This is a genomic window from Pseudoalteromonas sp. P1-16-1b (assembly GCF_001401785.1).
Classification (GTDB): domain Bacteria; phylum Pseudomonadota; class Gammaproteobacteria; order Enterobacterales; family Alteromonadaceae; genus Pseudoalteromonas; species Pseudoalteromonas undina.
Genome location: NZ_LKGQ01000003.1, coordinates 138,467 through 158,092, shown reverse-complemented (window position 1 = coordinate 158,092; position 19,626 = coordinate 138,467). Strand labels below are relative to the sequence as shown.

Below are 19,626 nucleotides of genomic sequence, written 5' to 3'. Positions count from 1 at the left end.
GGTATAGTGGGATACCTCTATAAATACTTAATAAGCTTCTAATATGTATCGATTATTTGAACGGATGACTAAACCGTTCCCGGAGCGTTCTCCATCTCAGCCTCCTAATACCTTATTTGCCTTTTGCCGCCATTACACCAAAGGCATGGAACTGTCGTTAGTCCTTATGTCGCTCAGTGCCGCATTATTAGCTATTTTAGAAGTGTCTTTATTTAGTTACATGGGGCAACTGGTTGACTGGCTTGGCGAGTACACCCCTGAAGAACTTTTTTCGCAGCAACAATCCGAATTAATAAAAATGGGGTTAATGCTCTTGGTCGTGATGCCCATGGTAGTCTTTTTTAGGTCGGCTATTTTACATCAAGCACTGTTGGGCAACTATCCGATGTCGATACGTTGGTTAGCGCACCGTTATTTATTACGCCAAAGTGTTAGCTTTTATCAAAATGAATTTGCCGGAAGAATAGCCACTAAAGTGCTGCAAACCTCATTGGCCGTGCGTGAGTCAGTCACTAAGTTACTTGATGTATTGATGTACATTGCCGTTTATTTTGGCTCAATGGTGTTTTTAGTAGCCGCCTCAGATTGGCGCTTAATGCTGCCGTTATTAGTGTGGTTAGCATTATATATTTGCGTGCAAATTTACTTTGTACCACGGTTAAAAAGCATTGCTAGCTCACAAGCTGATGCACGCTCAGAAATGACTGGCCGTATTGTTGATAGCTACACCAATATTTCAACCATTAAGCTGTTTTCTTATACTCAACGCGAAGAGCAATATGCAAAACAAAGCATGGACGTATTTTTACAGCCTGTATATAAACAAATGCGTTTAGTAACCAGCCTTAACGTGGTTATTCAAAGCTTGAACTATTTACTGGTATTTTCGGTGGCAGCGGTGTCTTTGTATTTATGGTCGTTAAGTGCCATTAGTGCGGGGGCTATTGCAGTAGCATTGAGTTTGTCGTTAAGGCTTAATGGTATGGCTCAATGGATAATGTGGGAAATTAGCAGCTTATTTGAAAACATTGGTACCGTAGCCGATGGCATGCGCACCCTTTCAAACCCGATTGCGGTTGATGACAAGCCAAAAGCCGATAGTTTAAAAGTAACTCAAGGGGCAATCGATTTTAACAATGTACACTTTAATTATGGTAAAGCCGCTAATGAAAATAACCGAGGCCCAGTAATTAACGGTTTAAACTTAAATATTAAACCGGGCGAAAAAATTGGCTTAGTGGGTCGCTCTGGCGCAGGTAAATCCACATTAGTTAATTTGTTGCTACGTTTTTACGATACAGACAAAGGCTGTATTAGTATTGATGGCCAAAATATAACTGATGTAAGCCAAGAAAGCCTTCGCCGCTATATCGCTATGGTCACCCAAGACACCTCACTACTGCACCGCTCAGTAAAAGACAACATCTTATACGGCAGACCTGATGCAACCGAAGCGGAAATGCTCCATGCGACCAAACAAGCCAAAGCGCTCGATTTTATAAACGATTTAGAAGACAGCAAAGGCAATAAAGGCTTTGAGGCACAAGTGGGCGAACGAGGAGTAACCCTCTCGGGCGGGCAACGCCAGCGGATTGCTATTGCTCGGGTGTTACTTAAAAACGCGCCTATTCTTATACTTGATGAAGCCACCAGCGCTTTAGACTCAGAGGTAGAAGCAGCTATTCAAGCAAGCTTAGATGATTTAATGACAGGCAAAACGGTTATTGCTATTGCACACCGATTATCAACCATTGCACAAATGGACAGGCTTATTGTGCTTGATGAAGGTGGCGTTGTAGAGCAAGGCAGTCACGATGAGTTAATTGCCCAAGGCGGCATTTACGCTGCACTGTGGGCACATCAAACTGGCGGCTTTATTGGTATTGAATAAAAAAACCATCTCAGAGTAGGTCATCATTTGGTCTGCTCTTGTTTACTAAAATTTAACTTTATTATTGATTTTAAACGCTATTTATAGCCTTTTAGTCGAATTTTATAGCCCACCTCTTGCCTCACTGTTTTTATAATGTCACATTCGCGACTGACTTTTTATCATTCATCAGGCAATTCACCATGTCTTTATTAAGCAAACATAAATACACCCTTTATGGAGTGCTCGCTATTTTACTTTGGAGCAGTTTAACTGCCTTTATTCGAGATTTATCAGAATTATTTAGCCCAATTGGCGGTGCCGCTTTAATTTATAGCGTCAGTGCGATTTTTTTAATGTTAGTCATGGGTGTACCAAAGCTAAGCAATTATCCAAAACGCTATTTAGTCTTTGGTGGCAGCTTATTTGTTATTTACGAAATATGTTTAGCTTTATCCCTCGGCTTTGCAAATAGTCGCCAGCAAGCGTTGGAAATGGCGATTATTAACTACCTTTGGCCAGCGTTAACCATTTTATTATCGATTATTGTTAACCGCATTAAAGTAAGCGTATTAGTCTACCCGAGCATACTGATTGCGTTTTTAGGGGTTGCATGGTGCATTGCAGGTGATAGTGGTTTATCTGTGGAAGTATTAACCGCTAATATAAGTGACAACCCATTGCCCTACTCTATGGCGTTTGCAGCGGCGTTTATTTGGGCTGTGTATTGCAGTGTAACGGTAAAACTTAGCGAGGGTAAAAATGCCATTAGTGTATTTTTTGCAGCCACGGCAATCTCTTTATGGATAAGTTACGGATTGAGTAATGAACCCAGCTTTGAGTTTAGCCTAGATTCTAGCTTTACCTTAATATTGGCAGGCGTGGTTATTGGTGGAGGTTACGCACTGTGGAACCAAGCAATAATTGGCGGTAACCTAGTGTTGTTAGGCACCTTGTCTTACTTTATCCCTGTGTTATCAACACTATTTGCTGCTATTTACTTATCAGTATCGCTCACCAGCGCACTCTGGCAAGGCGTTGTGTTAGTGACATTAGGCTCATTAATGTGTTTTATTGTGACCCGAAAAACAAAGCCAGCCCGATAAAATATGTAAGCGAAAAGCTAGAGGCTGCCTGCTTTTCGCTATAATCATTTACTTAACTAGCTAATCGCAGTCCTAACAGCACTAACATCACAATGTTTGCTATCACACTGATTAAAAAGAAGTAACTACGCGGGCTGGGGTTTTTCTCGGTGGCAATTGCGTAATACAGTGCCATATGAATTAAACGTGCAATCACATATACCCAAATACATATTGCGAATACCGAGCTGTGATAATTCATCACAAAAGCAAATAAAACCGTTCCTATAAACAACGCGCTGTTTTCTAGGGTGTTATGAAAAGTACGATGCGCCCTAAATATAAAACTCTCATGAGATAGCTCTTTATCTATTTTTCCTGGCACTGCACCGGGTTGTTTAGCCTTACTAAACGTCGCCACGGCCCACTGAACTAACATCATAATTAAGTATAAATAAAATGCTACAAACGCAGAATGTGCAATATCGGTCATTGTTTTTTCCTTTGTGTTGTTATTAGAATAATAGTTACAGCAACTATTAAGCCAAATTTAAACCACTGATATGTATATAAATTATTTTATAAAATATACATTTTTTGTAATAGATTCCTGCTTTATATAAAAATTACGGTGTTTATGTAATGTATATCAAACCGCAAGCCAACATTAATACTAATTACGTATTTTATAAATTTAACTTGAGCATTTATTCTAATTATTGTTTTATAGTGTTACTAGAAACGGAACGGCGGAATTTGTATGAAAAATAAAATAACCAAATCTTTAACTACAGCGGCATTATTGAACTTTATATCAGTACCTGCTTTTTCAGCTCAAGCTCATATTGAAAATGCAGAAAACTTGATACAGCAAGCTCAATACAAAAACGTAGCAACTATTAAGCGTAATTTCGCAAAGCAAGTAGCGCTTAATTATTCAGTGTTGAATGCTGATTTAAAACAATCAGTAAATAAATATAACTTAGTTTTAAATGCTGATCAGTTATCAACTGTAGCACGGCATACAAAGCGTAATATAAGTCAGGCAAATAGCGCCTTACAACAACTTAAAGGCTTACCAAACAATACAGGAAGCCTGTTACAAGTTCGTTTGGCAAGTGAGTCCATGCTTACTGATTGGCAACAAGGAGAAAGCCCTTTATTCGCATTTGCACCCGCTGGTGACGATAGCCAATGGAGCGAGATTGAAGCGTTCGATCAGTTTGGTGACATTCATTATCTGAGCGTTGACCAAATGCCAACCCAACCTGTTTTTATTGTGGAGTTAGATCAACAAAAAGTACAGGATGCGGGTATTGCAGTAATGAAAGGAATTTTGTCTGCTAACAAGTTCAGCAAAAACATGGTTAGCCCACAAAATCAATTAAGTAATGAGCAGCCATTACAAACTAGCGTGCAAAAAAAAATACATTTAGAGGATGATAAAGAACCTTGGATTTCAGGAAAGGCAGAAGTTTATGCCATCGTAACGGGGATTAATCCTAGCAGAGATGAACCAATATTAGATATTGTTGATTTACCTTATTTAGATCATGACCAAACCACTTACAGCCCTAATCAGGTTTTAATTCATTGGCAACGTTATCGTTGGCAAGCGGTCGATTTGCTTTTAATGGAGCAAGATGACAACACTAATTATAAAACCTTAGCAATGAAATTATTAGAAATATCAGAGCAAGTAATGGCAAGTATCCCTGATTTACAAGCACAGGGCTATACTATTATTCCTAAACTTACTAATGAATTGCTTAAAGCAATGCCTGATGAATGGTTTACCAATAATGATGATTATGTTGATGTTTTTTACACGCTATTTGAAAACAAAGACTATCAAGAATATAAAGGGGCCAGCAGTAATGCTACTATTACCTTGTCACCTTTAGAGATTAACCCTCGTCAGTAAATAGCGACTCGCCACTGTTTGGCTTGGTAACTAAACAGTGGTGAGTTAATCATTACTCCCGCAGTTTAAGCGTGATACATACAACGCCGTGATCGGTACTTAAATCGTCGCGCTCAAACTCGGGGTTAATTAAATGACGATCGTAAGTATGATAATCGCTTACTTCAAAAAAACTGTCGTCATAGCCAGAATCAAACTCGCAAGACAGCAAAATATAATCAAGTACTGAACTGCTTGCGCCAAAGTAATGTGTTGCTTTTCGTAATGGTTTTAAACATCGATTATCTTTATCGGTAATACCTTGTATTGACTCATTAGCTACTTCATCAAGCTCGCAATCATCGTGTAACTTCGTAAACAACTGCCACGCATCGTTAAGACAATATTTTGCAAGGTAGGTTTTACTATCAAACGCGGGGGAAAAACGCAGTGTATTGGTTAGTAAATGGCTTAAAACGCCATCAGCTAGGTCGTTATTAAAATCTCCCATTAGTATCATAGGCTGTTGCGTGGCCTCACGACGACTTATCATTTCTATCATCAGCAATGTTGCTTCACTACCGCGCTGAATAGTTGAGCCCCAGCCACCCGCTACATTTGCTTTTAAAATTTCAATAATGTTTTTTTCAGCGGTTAGTTCTTTATTAGTTTCATCAATCTCAATTGATGGCCGTTTAGATTTAAAATGCACCACATAGCAATCGGTATTGCCGATATGCGGCAAACTTATTGTGGCTCTAAGTACTCTACGGCTAAAGGCAAAATCTTCAGTTAAACCTAAAGTACTGGCAAGCTCATAGTCGTGTTTAACGCTTGCTACTTCAACGATGGGGTATTTTGCTGCTATTGCCACAACGGGGCGTTTATAAATAAAATCATCTATTACCTGTGGCTCATCCACCACAGCAAAGTGCGCATAACCTTGCTGCTTTACTAATTCTCTAAGCGACTCAATGCTAAACACTTCCTGAAAGCCAATTACATCGGGCTGATGCTCGGTTAAATAATCAATAATCCAGCGCTGTTTTTTTGCCCATTGCTCCGCGGTATATATCCGCTCAAACTCATAATAAGCATTAGGTGGCTCAAGATAATTAAACAGGTTAAATGTGGCTATTTTTAATGTTGAATTGGTTATCATCATCTCAGGGGATTGTTCTGAGTTATCAGTTAAAGGTGATGTATTACAGTCACTAATAATGGTCGCCTTTGAAAGTTTATATTGTGTGCTATTGTCAACATCATATAAGATTTTTGCTGAGTGCCAAAGCTTGATAACAACTAAAACCAATTAAATCGTTTAAAGTTTAAGCAAACGAAACCTATCCCCTTTAAATTTATATACAAGTTGGTATGCTACGCGACCTTTTTTAACATATGGTTATCAAAAAAGGCAAAGCCAAGGGGCGGCTAATGCTGCAAGGCACTTAGTATAAGTGGCAGCAATATTACAGGCATCACGTTAAACAAACGTTAGGTGTAACTTTAAATAGCAATATAAAAAGCACTATTAGGGTCAAACTATGCGATTAGGACCAGGACTACTCGTCACCGCTGCCTTCATTGGACCAGGGACTATTACCACCGCGAGCGTAGCGGGTGCAAACTTTGGTTTTGCACTAATATGGACATTACTATTTTCAGTAATTGCCACCATATTATTACAATCTATGGCGGCGCGCCTAGGCGTAGCCACTGGGCAAGACTTAGCACAAGCACTAAGAGCCCATATTGAAACTCCCCTATTTAAATCTCTCGCTATATTTTTAGTGATCAGCGCCATTGGTGTTGGCAGTGCCGCCTACGAGGCTGGTAATTTAAGCGGTGCCAGCATGGGATTAATTGAAATATTCCCTCAGGTAAATGCCCAACTTTGGACGCCACTGATTGCATTTTTAAGTGCCATACTACTTTATAGCGGTAAACACAAAGTTGTTGAAAATGCGCTTATTTTACTAGTGATTTTAATGAGCCTAGTGTTTATCTCTACGCTTGTTATGGCGGCTCCCTCGCTCAGTGACGTATTAGCTGGTTTTATTCCTAGCATGCCTGAGGGCTCAGTCACCACAGTATTAGCATTGGTAGGTACGACCATAGTGCCATACAACTTATTTTTACACTCAGGGGTACTGGCTGCTCGCCATGACAGCGAGAGTGACAAACAAAAAGTAATTAAAGAAACCAATATAGATACCGGTGTGTCCATCACCCTAGGTGGTGTGATCACCTTAGCTATTTTATCAACCGCATCAGTAGCGTTTTATGGCACCGATGCAGGGCAAATAAGTGCTGCCAATATGGCGGTACAACTTGAACCCTTACTTGGCGATGCCGCCCATTACTTTTTTGCTATTGGTTTATTTGCCGCAGGTTTAACCAGCGCAATAACGGCCCCCCTTGCCGGTGCGTATGCAGTATGTGGCATGTTAGGTTGGTCAAATAAAATGGATAACACCCGCTTTAAAAGCGTTGCCATTGTTATTTTATTATTTGGTGCGGCGGTGGCTTCTCTGGGGTTAGACCCTGTCGCGGTGATAATTTTTGCCCAAGCTGCCAATGGCTTATTGCTGCCTATAGTCACCACTTACCTTGTGTGGTTAGTTAATCAAAAAGCAGTAATGGGTAAATACACTAACTCAGTATTGGTAAACCTACTTACTTTACCAGTGTTAGTACTTATTTTTGGCCTAAGTAGTTACAAGCTCTTTAGTTTGATTTTTTAATACTACTCTGCGATTTATGAACACACAAAAGCCGCTGTATTAATAGCGGCTTTTTACATTGCATTGCATTGCAGACCAATACTCACTTAAAAACCGTGATGCTCTGTCTTTTGCTTATTTGCCTTAATGAGTTTTGCAAATACATAACCCCCTACTGCACCTGCACATAATTGCGCATAAAACCCCCAGCCTCTTGCACCCGCAATAATAGTAATATTCATAATAGATTCAATAGCAATTAACGCTGTTGCAAACGCTACAATACCCGCAGTTACAAATAATTGTATCCCCTGATTTTTAAGCTTTTTCGCGATAAACCAGGTCACAAAAAATGCGAGAGCAAGTGCAATCGCAATAATAGCGCCGTAAGTAGGTAGCAAGCCAAGCCAATCTTCAAGGGTTAAATTAACACGATCATTAAAGCCCACCACTACACCTACATTAACTAATTGATTGACAACGTATTGGCTATGAAACAAGCTAGCAAGAGTGAATGTAAGTAACCAAGAAACTAAAAATGAAGGGAGTGTACGTGTTAAAAACTGCATGGTTATCTCAACTTAAAATGAAACTTTTTCCTTACACTAGCAAAGGCTTGCAGGGTAAACAATCTCTACGTTGTATTACGCTACTCTCGCTTTTAACGTTTTCTTGTAACGTCAGTGCCGAATTACCAACACAGCAATATACTGCTAGTACCTTAGCAACAGATCTCAATTCACCATGGAGCATGGTTAAGCTCCCAAACAATACGTGGTTAGTTACAGAGCGTGATGGCCATGTTGTCATCATTAAAAACAACCAACAAAGCCGAGTTAAAATAAACTTCGAGGGCTTATACGTTGCAGGGCAAGGCGGTTTACTCGATATAGTACTTTCGCCAAATTACAGTGAATCAAAAGAAATAATATTCACTTATGCCCAAGGTGAGCTTGATGCAAACAGACTCGTTATTGCCAAAGCTAAGTTTGATGGTGCGCAATTTTCAACGCCAAAAATTATTTATAAAGTTGCCACCGATAAGGGCACACCACAGCATTACTCTGGCCGGGCGCTTGTACTTCCCGATAATAGCTTATTGTTTTCAAGTGGTGATGGCTTTGACTACCGCGAGCAAGCACAAGTTATAACCAGCCAATTAGGTAAAGTGCTACGAATTAATTTAAATGGCACTATTCCAAGCGATAACCCGTTTATTAAACATGAAACCCCTACCGCGCATGCCATTTATTCACTCGGACACCGTAACTTGCAAGGCTTGGTTTATGATTACGATACCAAGCAAATCATTAGCCACGAACACGGCCCCGCAGGCGGTGATGAGCTCAACTATTTAAAGCCTGGCTCCAATTACGGCTGGCCAGTAATAACCAACGGTGATGACTACTCGCAAGCACGTATTTCGCCCTTTAGAGACTACCCAGGCATGGCTAAACCAACCGTAGATTGGACGCCCTCAATTGCGCCATCAGGCATGGCATATTATGGCTCTAAGCATGCAGCCTTCCCTTCACTGCAACGCCACGTGCTTATTACTACATTGGTCGATAAAAAGCTCTACAGCGTTAATTTAGCAAATGGTGAATACACCCAGTCGCATATTTTTCCAGAAGCCACAGGAAGGCTCAGAGATGTGTTTGTCACTGCTGAAGGTAATGTGGCGATATTAACGGATGGAAAAGAGGCAAGGTTAATGCAGATAACGCCAAAGTGATTTTCACTTAAATGAATGGTGATTGTCTCGTAGGATTTATTTTAAAAGTTAAACATTAAAATAAAACCTACGAGACTAAAAGTAGCAGCAAGCTAAATTCATACTTAAAGTCAGACCCTTTAGGGGTGCTTTACTAAAAGATTTTTATGGTGTGTTTAAATTAACTTTCCTCTCGCAGGCTTTTTGAAAGTCATCAGGAGAAATTACGATTTGCCGCGTTGTATTTTTAACCTTCTTTTTTATCTCTTCTTTATTAAAAACTAAGTAACAGCCACTGCCGTCACTTATCTCAATTGAAGATAAACTTTTATCCATTATTTTTGATTCAATTGATGACTGTTCATATTGCCAAACGTTTACTTCACCTGCTTTTAATGGCATGCCCATTACCTGAGTACCGTACTCAGTTTTAAACACCACTTTAACCATTAATTCTTCAGCCGTAGAGTTTTTAACACTAGCCCAGTAAATACTTGAACATGAGCTCAATACAAAAGTTATTAGTAATCCAAAAATTAATACCTTTAATCTTTCCATAGAACCTCTGAACTCCAAATTAATCTTTTTTATATCAACTTCAATCGCTTCACTGCGTGTAATCCGTTGCTTCAGATTAGCGGTGCTTTTTGTGTCATTGTAATACTTTATGAGATCAATCTTTCCTTGTTTTGGATAATCTGGAGAAGATACTTTTATATTCTAAAACGGTATTAATAAACTTCCCCTCAATTATCTTTGTAAGTTTCAATGAAGCAAAGAAAAAGCATATAAGATAGGTATCTGTTTTTTTACTTTTAGCAACATCTCAGAGGTTGAGTCTAGCAAAGACTAAAGAGGCATAATCAATAGAGGGGGTGCACTACTTAATGGATAAAATAGTCTATATTCATGTTAATGGGTGATATTTGGTTAAGCAATAAAGTAGCTAAGGAGAATGTATAGCTAAACTCCAGAATCAAAGAACCAATAAGAATAAAATATGAGTATATTTATTCCTTTTAAATTTTTATCAGACTATAAATCTATCTAAAATATATCACTCACATATAATTCATTTTTTGAGCTAGGTCTTTATAAGCTTATTATTGTTTTGCGCAAGCATCTATAAAGTCTTGTGGTTCAATAACGACTTCTAGTTGATGTTCCTCGACTTTTTTATCAATTGCCTCTCGATTGAAGATAACAGTACATCCCTCACTATTTATTGCTTCAACTTTAGATAAGTTCTTATCTATTTTAGTCAGTACCAATGAAGATTGCTCATAATGCCAAAGCTCATTTTCTTGTGATTTGATTGGTTGTAGCTCTAAAAAATGAGTGCCATGTTTATTAGAAAAAGTAAGTTTTACATTAATTACCTCGCTGGTGTTATTTTTAATACTACCCCAATAGATATTGGAGCAACCATTAAGAAAAAGAAGAACTATAAGAAGAAATGAATATTTAAAACAAAACTTTAAACCGTCCATACAATTTTTGAACTCCATATTAATCGTTGAATATCTATTTCGATAGCGGCTGAATTTTTGACTCTCTGGAATGCACTTGGAGACCTTTTATTAGTATCATAATACTTCATTAAATCAATCCTACCACTACTAGGGTAACCTGGCGTAGACGGCTTCACATTCTGCAATAATACGTTAGTGGAGCCTTTATGCCCCCAAGACATGCTAATACCACCTGTATACATCAATACTGAATGACCAAATTCATGAGCTGATACTAATTTAAATTCATCATCAACTTGTTTCTCTGTTGCGCGAGGTGCGCCTCTTTGATAAATAAAACTCGCATCAATACCTAATATAGCTGGGTTCATTGAACGACCATAACTTTCACTTTCTTCTATCTCTAGGTCTACAGGAATGGCATCAGAACTACTTTTATGTAAAGGATTAACTATTACATTAAAACGCACACCCGCTACTGTAATCGTATTTGACCAATATTGTTTAATACCAGCTATAGCCAACGTTTTTAATTTAAGATAATCGCCTTGTTGCAAACTGTTTTGTTTAAAATTAAGGTAAACATCAATATTTATGGTTCTTAAACGACTATTAATGGTCGTTTTAGCCCAAGTTGCTTTATGAGCCCCGTTATGAACTTTTAGCTTGGTACCTCGGCCATTTCGAGAGGGCCCTACCCGTACCATACGATAATTAACAGTGGGTTTATCGATTGCTCTATGAAGATGCTCTTCAAAAATATCGAGCGTAAGAGAGTGTTTTTGAGGGTTCGCAGCTGTTGAATCCATTTTATATTCCATTATCATTAGTAATAATTGCTAAAATACTTTTGTTTAACAATTCTATTAGTTCCTCTAACTAGTCCAATATACTTTTCAAAGATTTTAGTGTCAAGAGTACCTATCTCAACATCTAACTTTTAAAACCTAATGCTTCACCTTTAGCCAATGAAATTCAATAAAGCATTTGGTTACTTGATTTGCCTGTTCTAATTAGGGGTAATGGCCTACCCCTTCCAGTTCAATAATATCTGGATTAGTGATTAGCTCGTATAGCCTTTAACCATATGACGACCCGAAACGGGGTCGTCCATAACGCAAATTAAACACATGGGTATTTCAGCGTGCTTTAAAGCGCCAACCCAACGAGCACGATGTAATTTACGCTCTGTGATGTAATAAATCAGTTTTGTCATGACTGGCTTACCCTGTTTGTATTCAATTAACTGCCACAATTCGTTTAGCTCTTTTTCAGCAAGTGGTATAGAACACATATTGTCAAAATTACGCTTAAAACTTTTATAGTTCGCAAGTCGCGACACAAATCCGCCAAGTGGACTAAGTAGCAGTTTTTGCAGTAATACCGGTTTATGTGTTTCAGGGAATAGCCCGCCGTTGAGAAAGCAAACGCTTTGTACTTTAATGGCATGCGGCTCATTTAAATTGCTCCTAGCAAGTTGCTCTTGCGCTATCGTATCACCGTAATCGTGGCTTAAAACATGCGCTATTTTTACATTTAAAAGCTTTAAAAAGCGAGTCAGTAAATCCGCTTGCATATTTATGATGTAAGTAACATTTTGCGGTTTGTCACTAAAGCCAAAGCCCAGCATATCGAGGGTAAATACCTTTAAGTGTTGAGTGAGCTCAGCCCATTGATTGGTTGAGTAACCATGGTTCAGTAATAAACACGGCGCTCCCTCCTCCACTTGCACATGATATCTAATCTCATGACCTTGAAGTTCAAACGTCGATTGGCTCTTATGCCACGAAGCTAATAGTAAGTAATTATTGTAGTGTTACTAATGACATTCATGACGATTTCGGCGCATTTATAGGATTATAAACAAATGAATAAAGTATCTATCATAATAAACTTTTAATGTGGTGTTACTTAAGTGCTCCATGAAAATGTACATGAATTTATTATTTGCGGGTAGCCATTTCCATGACTAATATCATTTAAGATAGGACGACAATAACGAAATTAAGGAGTCAAAGTGAAAATATTGTCCGTTGACGATAACCCTCAAAATAGAAACATCATGGAAATTGCGCTTTCTAAGCAACACGATATTGCTTCATCTGATGGAACCGAGCCAATATTAGCACTAATGGAACAGCACCAGCCACAAGTCGTCTTAATGGATATTTTACTTAGTAATGGCCTTACTGGTTATGATTTAGTTGAACAAATAAAACAATCCGGTGAATACGATGATTGCGAAATTATATTTATATCCGCTTTAACATCAAGTGAAGACAAACTCACAGCATATGGGTATGGCGGCGATGATTATATTGCCAAGCCAGTAGACTTTAAGGAACTTAACGAAAAATTAAAGCGTGTTGAACTGCGTATTACAGAGCGAAATAATCTAAAAGAAATGTACGATGTTGCCTCTACAACTGCTTTTACGTCAATGCAACAAGCAAGTGAACTCGGAGAGTTAGTCTCGTTCTTTACTGACAACCTTGACGTAACCGATTTAGATGCATTATTTGCTAACGTACAGCAGTACTTTACCAATGCAGGCGCTAGCTGCTGTGTAGAGTTTAGGGTAGCAAACCAATATCACCAATTTCCAAAACAAACTATTTCTGAACTGGAAAAAGAAATTCTTGAACTAGGCAGAAGAGCAAAACGAATAGTGCCATTTAGCTCTAACTTATTATTTAACGCGCCTGCTTGCTCAATACTTGTAAAAGGAATAAATGCAAAAGACGAAGGCTTACTCGGACGACTTCGAGATAATTTTGCTATTTTACTTACTATTATAGAAAGCCGAATGGAATTTATTGAACAGCAATTAGAAAAAGCGACGATACGTCAACAAGCTTTAAACACCCTCAAAAGCCAACTCGCTGATGATTTTAGTACCATAAAAAAACTATGCTCAGAGCAAGATAAGCAAGTAAAAATACTCGTTAATGACTTATCTCAAGCTATACAATCAAAAATGATCACTCTAGGTTTAGATGAAGAGCAAGAGTCGGAGCTAGTCGGGTTAGTTGATGAGACGAAAGAAATTGTAGAAGAAACCTTAGTCCTGTCTTTTACACTAGAAGAAAAATTACAAGCCATAACAAAACGCTTAAAAGCAGTTGAATAAATTAAGTACAATTTATAGACTGAGCTCGATAGAACCGTAGAACTTTGTTGGGTGGCGCCTTTGGCTTAACCAACCTACCTCTAGACGTAGGTCGGATAAGTGGCGAAGTCACGCCATCCGACAAAAATGATAAATTTACTTGAGACAACCCGACTTATCACGCTGTGTATAATATGCAAAATTGCGGCTTAAATAAGTCGCTTTAATTACTCATAATCAGCTAATGGCTCATTAATTGTCAGTATATCAGTGCTAAAATCTAGCACCGCTTGGTATTTTCTAAAAAATGGAGAGCCTAATAATCCATGTATTATATTGTCACCACCAGCTACCTGAACATGGTCTAGGTTTAGTGATACAAACTCTGTGCTTTCAAACAACTGCCCTGCTAATTCAAATTTCAAAACGTCTATTAAGCCCATCTTGTGGTCGGCTGTACCTAAACCTGCGGCATTTTCTTCACTAAACACTTCTTTTATTCCAAGCTTTTGAATACATGCCCTATCTAAAACAGATGCACCCGCTGCTGTATCTAAAATTAAATTTACTTTATGCCCGTTTATTTTAGCTTGTATTATTTGATGACCTGTTTCTGTTACTTCAAATTTCAAACTTGTGGTTTTGGCTAATTCCATGAATGTTCCTTATTCTATATTTAGGTTAATTAATAGACACTATATTACAAACACTTATGAAAACAACCCACCTTATAAATAAGTAAACAAATGGCTTTTCACCAACGCCTATATCGTAATTATAATTTGCTAAAAATAACTCTCCCCAAACGCACAAAACTTATGTTGGCAAAGCAACATTAATTCACAAAGAGGATAAGAGACGCTTCGCTTTTAGAGGAAAAATAACAGATTGAATTAAGGCGTTTTTGTAAATTTAAGTGCTGATGTCTGAAGTCAAGATTTGACCACCTTTGGTTTTAACAAATAAAATTATTCGAATTCGCATCTGGCGCATAACGCCCAAATAAGGGGCTGGTAAATAGTTTGCTAAAATGTGAAGCGAAGCGGAACTGAGCAAACTGTTAGCATTGTCCTTTTCAGTGACTTGTTAGTTTATAAATACATTTGATTTATTAGCATCAGAAATAGTTTTTATCATGGTCAAATACTGCTTATGAGACCCTATTGGCTGGCCAATAAAGCATTTGTCATGTAAAGGTTCTTTCCCATTTTCAGGCTTTTTTTCTCGTGGAGAATAAGCGTAAATAGTCATAATTCCATTGTCTAGTAAATCATATATGCTCTTCAATAAATTGGAATCTATGTGGTTAGAGTGAACTAATTTTAATTGCTTTAATTTGTGTACACCTCTAGAAATACCAACTGAAAACCTCTCATCCCAGGTTCTTCCACTCGAACTTGTAAAGGTCTTAGGCAAATCTTTAAAACATGTTGCTTGTGATTTTTTAATGTTTTCAGGAGTTAGTAACATAGATAAAGTTATTTCTTCATCAGGTAAGTAGTACCCTCCAGTATTTTCAATATATAAAGCTCTGAAAGGTGCAAGTAGTTCTCTTATACTTTCATTAACTTGATTGGCAATAATTGAAGATATCTCTATTTTATAAGTTTCTTTTTGTTGTTTCGATTCATAATTGTTATAAGCCACATAAGAAGAAAAGATTGTAGAAAACAATAGAGTAATCGCAGCTACCCTGCCAGGCGTAGTAAGTTTATCTGTACCCTCTTTAGTCGAATCCCAAGTGCCACCAACAATTGCACCAAGACCAGTAATTACCAAAAATACTATGGGTAAAAAATCTAACACTAAACTCTCCTATAAACTAACGCCGCATTAAGGTGTGACGCACGCTTGGCTACACTTGAGCGAAGCGAAACTGCCAAGCGTAAGGAATCACTCTTAAATGCTTTGTTATATTCAACTTTCGAAGAACTCTCGGATCTCTTTAACCAATGCTTCTGGTTTTTCTTCGATAACCAAATGTCCAGATTCAGGCACTGTAACTAACTTAGAGCCTTTAATTTTACTATGAAGTACGTGAGCTTGCTCAACAGGGATCCATTGATCTTCTTCACCCCAAAGAATTAATGTGGGTACATCAAAGCTAGAGAATTTATCTTGAAATTCATCCGTATACTTTGAATCAGCTTGAGCTATTTGCCTATAAAAAGCTTTCTTACCTTCATCTCCAGACCAAGGGCGGAGAATACCGTCAATTGTTTCCTGAGATAATGGCTGATATGACGCTGTTTTTATGTATGCTTCAACGATTGCTGAATGGATGAAATCAGGCACTCCTGCAAAGGCTTCTTCATGCTTTTCAATATGTTTAAAAAATGGTGAGCCCCAAGGAGATAACGCAACTGGATCAATTACAACTATCTTTTTGTACTTTCGTTGATTCAGCAAGTAATTTCTCAGTACTGTCGTACCGCCGAAGTCATGCCCCACAATATAAGGTAACTCAAGCTGCCAATGACCTATTAATGAGTCTAATAGCTGATTTTGTATTTTTAAAGATACATCCGCATCACTTTTATCTGATTCACCATAACCAAGTAAATCAAAGTAGTAGACTGTATAGTGGCTCGAAAGTGCTTGAATCAAGTGCCTAAGGTTGAATGATGACCAAGGCGTACCATGAACTAAAACAAGAGGCTCTCCTTTTCCTTCAATCCCATATTTCACCTTTCGACCCTCATACTCAAAAGTATAAGGTAAACTCCAAATGTCCATTGTATCTCCTTGAATATAACGCCTTAATAAACGGCGAAAAATAGCAGGCTAAACTAAGCGAAGCATAAGCGCAAGCCTGCTGTTTTGCGTCCACTGTTTAATTAACTTGTTAGTTTTCGTTATACCAATTTTCCCAAATTTTAGGAGCGGGTTATTTCAATTTATATGCTTGAATATCGTCTTTACTTGCGTACTTTAAATAAACGCCAAAATAATCGATTAGATGCTCTTCACCTGTTCCCATTCGCCAAAATATATTGCTAGGTTCATATTCAGGGAATTTTTCCCAAGGAGGTAAAGGAGGATTCGCTTTGAGTTCACTTTCAAACCTTTGCTGAAGCATGGCTTCCCAATCCTTTTTGTGCTTTAGATAGGCTTCCCAATCTTCAGCCGAAACTCCTTCAGGTACTCCTATTTCATTTGAAGCCATAGTTGTCCCTGCAATCATAAACAAACTTAAAAATATAAAACGAATCATCATAAGAAAACTAACGCTCATGCTAAGCGGCGCAGTTTACTGCGTCCTAAGCTTAAGCGCATTGTTATAGGGCTTCGTCATTAAACACGATAATACTCGTATCTGAAAAAGCCCCGTTATTATCAGTTAAATGGCCGTGTTCAAAGTCATCTGGATTCTCTTCAATTTCCTGCGCAATATTATTTATAGCGTTTGCTAGTTTGCGTAATTCATCAGGGTTCGAAACAAATGTAACTTCTGAAAGTACTGAGGGTGTTTCAGTACCTGCCTCCACCTGTTCTTTTGTATATCCGTAAACTTTCATTTAATTCCGAAGTCCATTGCCCTATAACGCCACAATAACCGAGCGTAGCTAAGCGTGGTATTGTGAGCAAAGCGAACCACGCTTAGCGGAGTCCGGTTGATTGTTTTGTTAGAACTAATTTTGCACACGTTCTAACTCTTTTAACATTTGGAGCCCCATGTATAAGGCCTCTTGACCATGCCCGTTAGATATTTGTTGACCGTGAATTGCGGCATTACATATTTTAAGTATGTAATCATAAGAGCTGTGCATTCCTTTATAGTTGGGATACTGAACCGTTAGCTCTTTGAAGAGCTGCCTAGCTGACATGAATTTCGATTTCATTTCCATAGGATCTGACGTTTGAGTTCTTTTACCCAAAATGGCACGCATTGATTTTTCCAAGTCCATCCGTAAGCGTGCTAGCGCAAAATTCATATCATTGCCTGAAAGACTAATGTATTCCTGCAACTCATCTTCGATATTTGAGCTATTATCTTCCTGATTAATTGTTGATCTCAACTCCTCTTTAGCTTCTTGGACTTGCTCCTTTCCTGGCAGATGAACATTCACAGTCTGATTCACAGTATTTGATATTGCGGTAATCATATTACTGTAAACGTTAAGAAATTCTCTTGTCTCTCCCTTAAAGTCTGTAACTTCAGTTTTCACCTTTTCGATTTCTCGCTCAAAGGTGAGTAATTTACCAAGACTAATTTTCTTGGCTAACGGTAACAACATGAAAAACAGAGATAAAACTAGAAGCGAAGCTGATGTAGTACCAATCTCACTTTTCGGCGGAAAACCGATTCCATATAAAGCGATAATTAAGAATCCGCACCCAATCAGCCTACATAAGAAGGGAAATACGTCAAAAAATAGGATCTTCTTCAATGTGTCCACGATTCTTCCCTAGTAGTTCTAACGCCAAGCTAAGCGGCACAGTTTACTGTGTCCTTGCTTGAGCGCCTTGTTAGTGCTGTATTTGCACAAAATGTAAATGGACACCAAATAAAGAGGATGCCTTGGAGCTACCATTTCGATACTCAACGTTTACTGCAAATGGAAGATTTCTGGAACTCATTCCTCCACCCGCTTTAATTAGATAGCTCATGTCTAGAGTAGGTTTCAAAGTTACTTCAGCAAACTCATAGCCTTGCTTAGTCAATTCATCAGCATTTAAACAACTTAATAAATCTTTTTTTGATAATAATGGTGCAATAGAAGATGAGTAGCTACTAAATCTAGTTCCTATTTTCAGAGTCTTTTCACAGCCAGAATTTTTATCTCCCAATATGGTGACAGACTCAATGAAAATATCTTCGGGATTATCGTTATAGCCTATCAGACGAAGGACGTTCTCATTACTTACGAAGTCTTTCATTATATTCAAGTCGAATCTGATACCTGATATAGAGCTAACAATTGGAGATTCTTTTAGTGCTTCTTGCGCCTTCGTTGTCAATTTTACTTTCGAATACTCATTAATTGTATCTATTGCCCACTGCCTGACATATTTATCCGTTTTATCAGACTCTTGCTTTAATATATCCACAGCTAACTCAATATTCTTAACGTTAATTTCTTGTTCTTTAAGTGCATTTGTATACATCGTGCCGACAAAGGCTATCAAGGGAGCGATGATTACTATTCCCAATATTTTTAGAATATCCCAGCCATCTTTTTTATCTGCAGGCTCCATTATTACTCTTACATTTTGCTCTGTGCTCACAGTAATACTCCATAAATAGCACTAACGTCCCAAGCAACGGAAAATACGAACGTTTTGGCGAAGCCAGTGAGTGGTTTTCCGATGACTTGGTTTGTTAGTTTTCAATTTTGTCAGCAATTCTACCATTAATAAATAGTATTCCATTTTTTACAAGTACATCTCCATTCCAGATAGAACCATAGTATGTATCATCAAGATACAAGTCCTTCTCATACTTCCCAACGATCTTTAAAATATGTATCTTCTCGGAAGTCCCGAACTTTATCGTATGGGTTAAGGGCGAGGGAGAGCTTTTACCAATAGTTTCTATAGGAATTAATTTTTCACTATATGGTTCAATGATTGTTACATCTAAACCTGGGTGTATTACGTGATACTCAAACGAATCACCAACCTTTTTTCCTTCATCAGCACCAGTAACTCCGTAAATACTTGCACATCCAGATACAAACATGATTAAGCTAATACAAAATAGTCTCAAAATTGACCCCATAAATTTCCTTGAAAACTAACGCCCACTT

At 38.1% G+C, this 19,626-nt stretch carries 21 protein-coding genes; 6 read left to right on the top strand and 15 right to left on the bottom strand.

Annotated elements, in window-relative coordinates; all coding sequences use genetic code 11:
• Window positions 1–43: 43 nt before the first annotated feature.
• Both AN392_RS03585 and yddG read left to right on the top strand, forming a co-directional pair.
• A complete protein-coding gene (locus AN392_RS03585) occupies window positions 44–1,891 on the top strand; it encodes an ABC transporter ATP-binding protein (RefSeq protein WP_055011856.1) in 1,848 nt (615 codons plus the stop codon).
• A 182-nt stretch (window positions 1,892–2,073) separates the two neighbouring features.
• Complete coding sequence (yddG, locus tag AN392_RS03580) at window positions 2,074–2,976, top strand: aromatic amino acid DMT transporter YddG (RefSeq protein ID WP_055011855.1); 903 nt, start codon at window positions 2,074–2,076, stop codon at window positions 2,974–2,976.
• Window positions 2,977–3,028: 52 nt separating this feature from the next.
• Here the strand turns inward: yddG and AN392_RS03575 are convergent, their stop codons facing one another.
• Complete coding sequence (locus AN392_RS03575) at window positions 3,029–3,448, bottom strand: MAPEG family protein (protein ID WP_010389742.1); 420 nt, start codon at window positions 3,446–3,448, stop codon at window positions 3,029–3,031.
• Between the two features lie 267 nt (window positions 3,449–3,715).
• Between AN392_RS03575 and AN392_RS03570 the strand changes: the two genes are divergently transcribed.
• Window positions 3,716–4,879: a DUF3103 family protein gene (locus tag AN392_RS03570; protein WP_055011854.1), complete on the top strand. Its 1,164-nt coding sequence runs from the start codon at window positions 3,716–3,718 to the stop codon at window positions 4,877–4,879.
• A 52-nt stretch (window positions 4,880–4,931) separates the two neighbouring features.
• On the opposite strand, the gene AN392_RS03565 is transcribed toward AN392_RS03570, so the two are convergent.
• Window positions 4,932–5,981 (bottom strand): endonuclease/exonuclease/phosphatase family protein, encoded by a 1,050-nt coding sequence (locus tag AN392_RS03565; protein ID WP_055011917.1) that lies wholly within the window; start codon window positions 5,979–5,981, stop codon window positions 4,932–4,934.
• A gap of 421 nt (window positions 5,982–6,402) precedes the next feature.
• Here AN392_RS03565 and AN392_RS03560 point away from each other — a divergent pair, with 421 nt between their 5' ends.
• Complete coding sequence (locus AN392_RS03560) at window positions 6,403–7,602, top strand: Nramp family divalent metal transporter (protein ID WP_055011853.1); 1,200 nt, start codon at window positions 6,403–6,405, stop codon at window positions 7,600–7,602.
• 86 nt (window positions 7,603–7,688) lie between these two features.
• On the opposite strand, the gene AN392_RS03555 is transcribed toward AN392_RS03560, so the two are convergent.
• Window positions 7,689–8,150, bottom strand: a complete 462-nt coding sequence (locus AN392_RS03555) for a hypothetical protein (protein WP_010389738.1) — start codon at window positions 8,148–8,150, stop codon at window positions 7,689–7,691.
• On the opposite strand from AN392_RS03555, the gene AN392_RS03550 reads away from it, so the two are divergent.
• On the top strand, window positions 8,135–9,316 hold the full coding sequence (locus tag AN392_RS03550; RefSeq protein WP_082424777.1) for a PQQ-dependent sugar dehydrogenase: 1,182 nt from the start codon (window positions 8,135–8,137) through the stop codon (window positions 9,314–9,316). The two genes, AN392_RS03555 and AN392_RS03550, sit on opposite strands and share 16 nt — an antisense overlap.
• A 144-nt stretch (window positions 9,317–9,460) precedes the next feature.
• On the opposite strand, the gene AN392_RS03545 is transcribed toward AN392_RS03550, so the two are convergent.
• From AN392_RS03545 to AN392_RS03530, 4 genes are all read right to left on the bottom strand, one after another.
• Window positions 9,461–9,853: a hypothetical protein gene (locus tag AN392_RS03545; protein WP_055011852.1), complete on the bottom strand. Its 393-nt coding sequence runs from the start codon at window positions 9,851–9,853 to the stop codon at window positions 9,461–9,463.
• A gap of 545 nt (window positions 9,854–10,398) precedes the next feature.
• The gene (locus tag AN392_RS03540; RefSeq protein WP_055011851.1) at window positions 10,399–10,785 is read right to left on the bottom strand and encodes a hypothetical protein; all 387 of its coding nucleotides are present in this window, start codon (window positions 10,783–10,785) and stop codon (window positions 10,399–10,401) included.
• Window positions 10,773–11,576, bottom strand: coding sequence for a hypothetical protein (locus AN392_RS03535; protein ID WP_055011850.1), 804 nt, complete (start codon window positions 11,574–11,576; stop codon window positions 10,773–10,775). The genes AN392_RS03540 and AN392_RS03535 overlap by 13 nt, the downstream gene beginning before the upstream one ends.
• Window positions 11,577–11,830: 254 nt before the next feature.
• Window positions 11,831–12,499 carry an alpha/beta fold hydrolase gene (locus tag AN392_RS03530; protein WP_235575569.1) on the bottom strand — a complete coding sequence of 223 codons (669 nt, stop codon included), beginning with the start codon at window positions 12,497–12,499 and terminating at the stop codon, window positions 11,831–11,833.
• A gap of 285 nt (window positions 12,500–12,784) precedes the next feature.
• Between AN392_RS03530 and AN392_RS03525 the strand changes: the two genes are divergently transcribed.
• A complete protein-coding gene (locus AN392_RS03525; RefSeq protein WP_235575568.1) occupies window positions 12,785–13,897 on the top strand; it encodes a response regulator in 1,113 nt (370 codons plus the stop codon).
• Window positions 13,898–14,103: 206 nt separating this feature from the next.
• Here AN392_RS03525 and AN392_RS03520 read toward each other — a convergent pair whose 3' ends face one another.
• The 8 genes from AN392_RS03520 to AN392_RS03485 form a co-directional block, all read right to left on the bottom strand.
• Window positions 14,104–14,532 (bottom strand): retropepsin-like aspartic protease, encoded by a 429-nt coding sequence (locus AN392_RS03520; protein WP_055011849.1) that lies wholly within the window; start codon window positions 14,530–14,532, stop codon window positions 14,104–14,106.
• 430 nt (window positions 14,533–14,962) lie between these two features.
• The gene (locus tag AN392_RS03515) at window positions 14,963–15,682 is read right to left on the bottom strand and encodes a hypothetical protein (RefSeq protein ID WP_055011848.1); all 720 of its coding nucleotides are present in this window, start codon (window positions 15,680–15,682) and stop codon (window positions 14,963–14,965) included.
• A 111-nt stretch (window positions 15,683–15,793) separates the two neighbouring features.
• Window positions 15,794–16,612, bottom strand: coding sequence for an alpha/beta fold hydrolase (locus AN392_RS03510; RefSeq protein WP_046225087.1), 819 nt, complete (start codon window positions 16,610–16,612; stop codon window positions 15,794–15,796).
• A 151-nt stretch (window positions 16,613–16,763) separates the two neighbouring features.
• The gene (locus AN392_RS03505) at window positions 16,764–17,093 is read right to left on the bottom strand and encodes a hypothetical protein (RefSeq protein WP_055011914.1); all 330 of its coding nucleotides are present in this window, start codon (window positions 17,091–17,093) and stop codon (window positions 16,764–16,766) included.
• 61 nt (window positions 17,094–17,154) lie between these two features.
• Entirely contained in the window at window positions 17,155–17,394 is a 240-nt protein-coding gene (locus tag AN392_RS03500; RefSeq protein ID WP_055011847.1) for a hypothetical protein, read from the bottom strand.
• A gap of 114 nt (window positions 17,395–17,508) precedes the next feature.
• On the bottom strand, window positions 17,509–18,276 hold the full coding sequence (locus AN392_RS03495) for a hypothetical protein (RefSeq protein ID WP_055011846.1): 768 nt from the start codon (window positions 18,274–18,276) through the stop codon (window positions 17,509–17,511).
• Between the two features lie 70 nt (window positions 18,277–18,346).
• Entirely contained in the window at window positions 18,347–19,105 is a 759-nt protein-coding gene (locus tag AN392_RS03490) for a hypothetical protein (RefSeq protein WP_055011845.1), read from the bottom strand.
• Window positions 19,106–19,199: 94 nt separating this feature from the next.
• On the bottom strand, window positions 19,200–19,559 hold the full coding sequence (locus AN392_RS03485) for a hypothetical protein (protein ID WP_235575567.1): 360 nt from the start codon (window positions 19,557–19,559) through the stop codon (window positions 19,200–19,202).
• Window positions 19,560–19,626 lie beyond the last annotated feature (67 nt).

What these genes read in the sequence shown, in the direction of transcription:
- AN392_RS03585 (WP_055011856.1), top strand. Translation starts at nt 44, where the DNA reads ATGTATCGATTATTTGAACGGATGACTAAACCGTTCCCGGAGCGTTCT.
- yddG (WP_055011855.1), top strand. Translation starts at nt 2,074, where the DNA reads ATGTCTTTATTAAGCAAACATAAATACACCCTTTATGGAGTGCTCGCT.
- AN392_RS03575 (WP_010389742.1), bottom strand. Translation starts at nt 3,448, where the DNA reads ATGACCGATATTGCACATTCTGCGTTTGTAGCATTTTATTTATACTTA.
- AN392_RS03570 (WP_055011854.1), top strand. Translation starts at nt 3,716, where the DNA reads ATGAAAAATAAAATAACCAAATCTTTAACTACAGCGGCATTATTGAAC.
- AN392_RS03560 (WP_055011853.1), top strand. Translation starts at nt 6,403, where the DNA reads ATGCGATTAGGACCAGGACTACTCGTCACCGCTGCCTTCATTGGACCA.
- AN392_RS03555 (WP_010389738.1), bottom strand. Translation starts at nt 8,150, where the DNA reads ATGCAGTTTTTAACACGTACACTCCCTTCATTTTTAGTTTCTTGGTTA.
- AN392_RS03545 (WP_055011852.1), bottom strand. Translation starts at nt 9,853, where the DNA reads ATGGAAAGATTAAAGGTATTAATTTTTGGATTACTAATAACTTTTGTA.
- AN392_RS03540 (WP_055011851.1), bottom strand. Translation starts at nt 10,785, where the DNA reads ATGGACGGTTTAAAGTTTTGTTTTAAATATTCATTTCTTCTTATAGTT.
- AN392_RS03535 (WP_055011850.1), bottom strand. Translation starts at nt 11,576, where the DNA reads ATGGATTCAACAGCTGCGAACCCTCAAAAACACTCTCTTACGCTCGAT.
- AN392_RS03520 (WP_055011849.1), bottom strand. Translation starts at nt 14,532, where the DNA reads ATGGAATTAGCCAAAACCACAAGTTTGAAATTTGAAGTAACAGAAACA.
- AN392_RS03510 (WP_046225087.1), bottom strand. Translation starts at nt 16,612, where the DNA reads ATGGACATTTGGAGTTTACCTTATACTTTTGAGTATGAGGGTCGAAAG.
- AN392_RS03505 (WP_055011914.1), bottom strand. Translation starts at nt 17,093, where the DNA reads ATGATGATTCGTTTTATATTTTTAAGTTTGTTTATGATTGCAGGGACA.
- AN392_RS03500 (WP_055011847.1), bottom strand. Translation starts at nt 17,394, where the DNA reads ATGAAAGTTTACGGATATACAAAAGAACAGGTGGAGGCAGGTACTGAA.
- AN392_RS03485 (WP_235575567.1), bottom strand. Translation starts at nt 19,559, where the DNA reads ATGTTTGTATCTGGATGTGCAAGTATTTACGGAGTTACTGGTGCTGAT.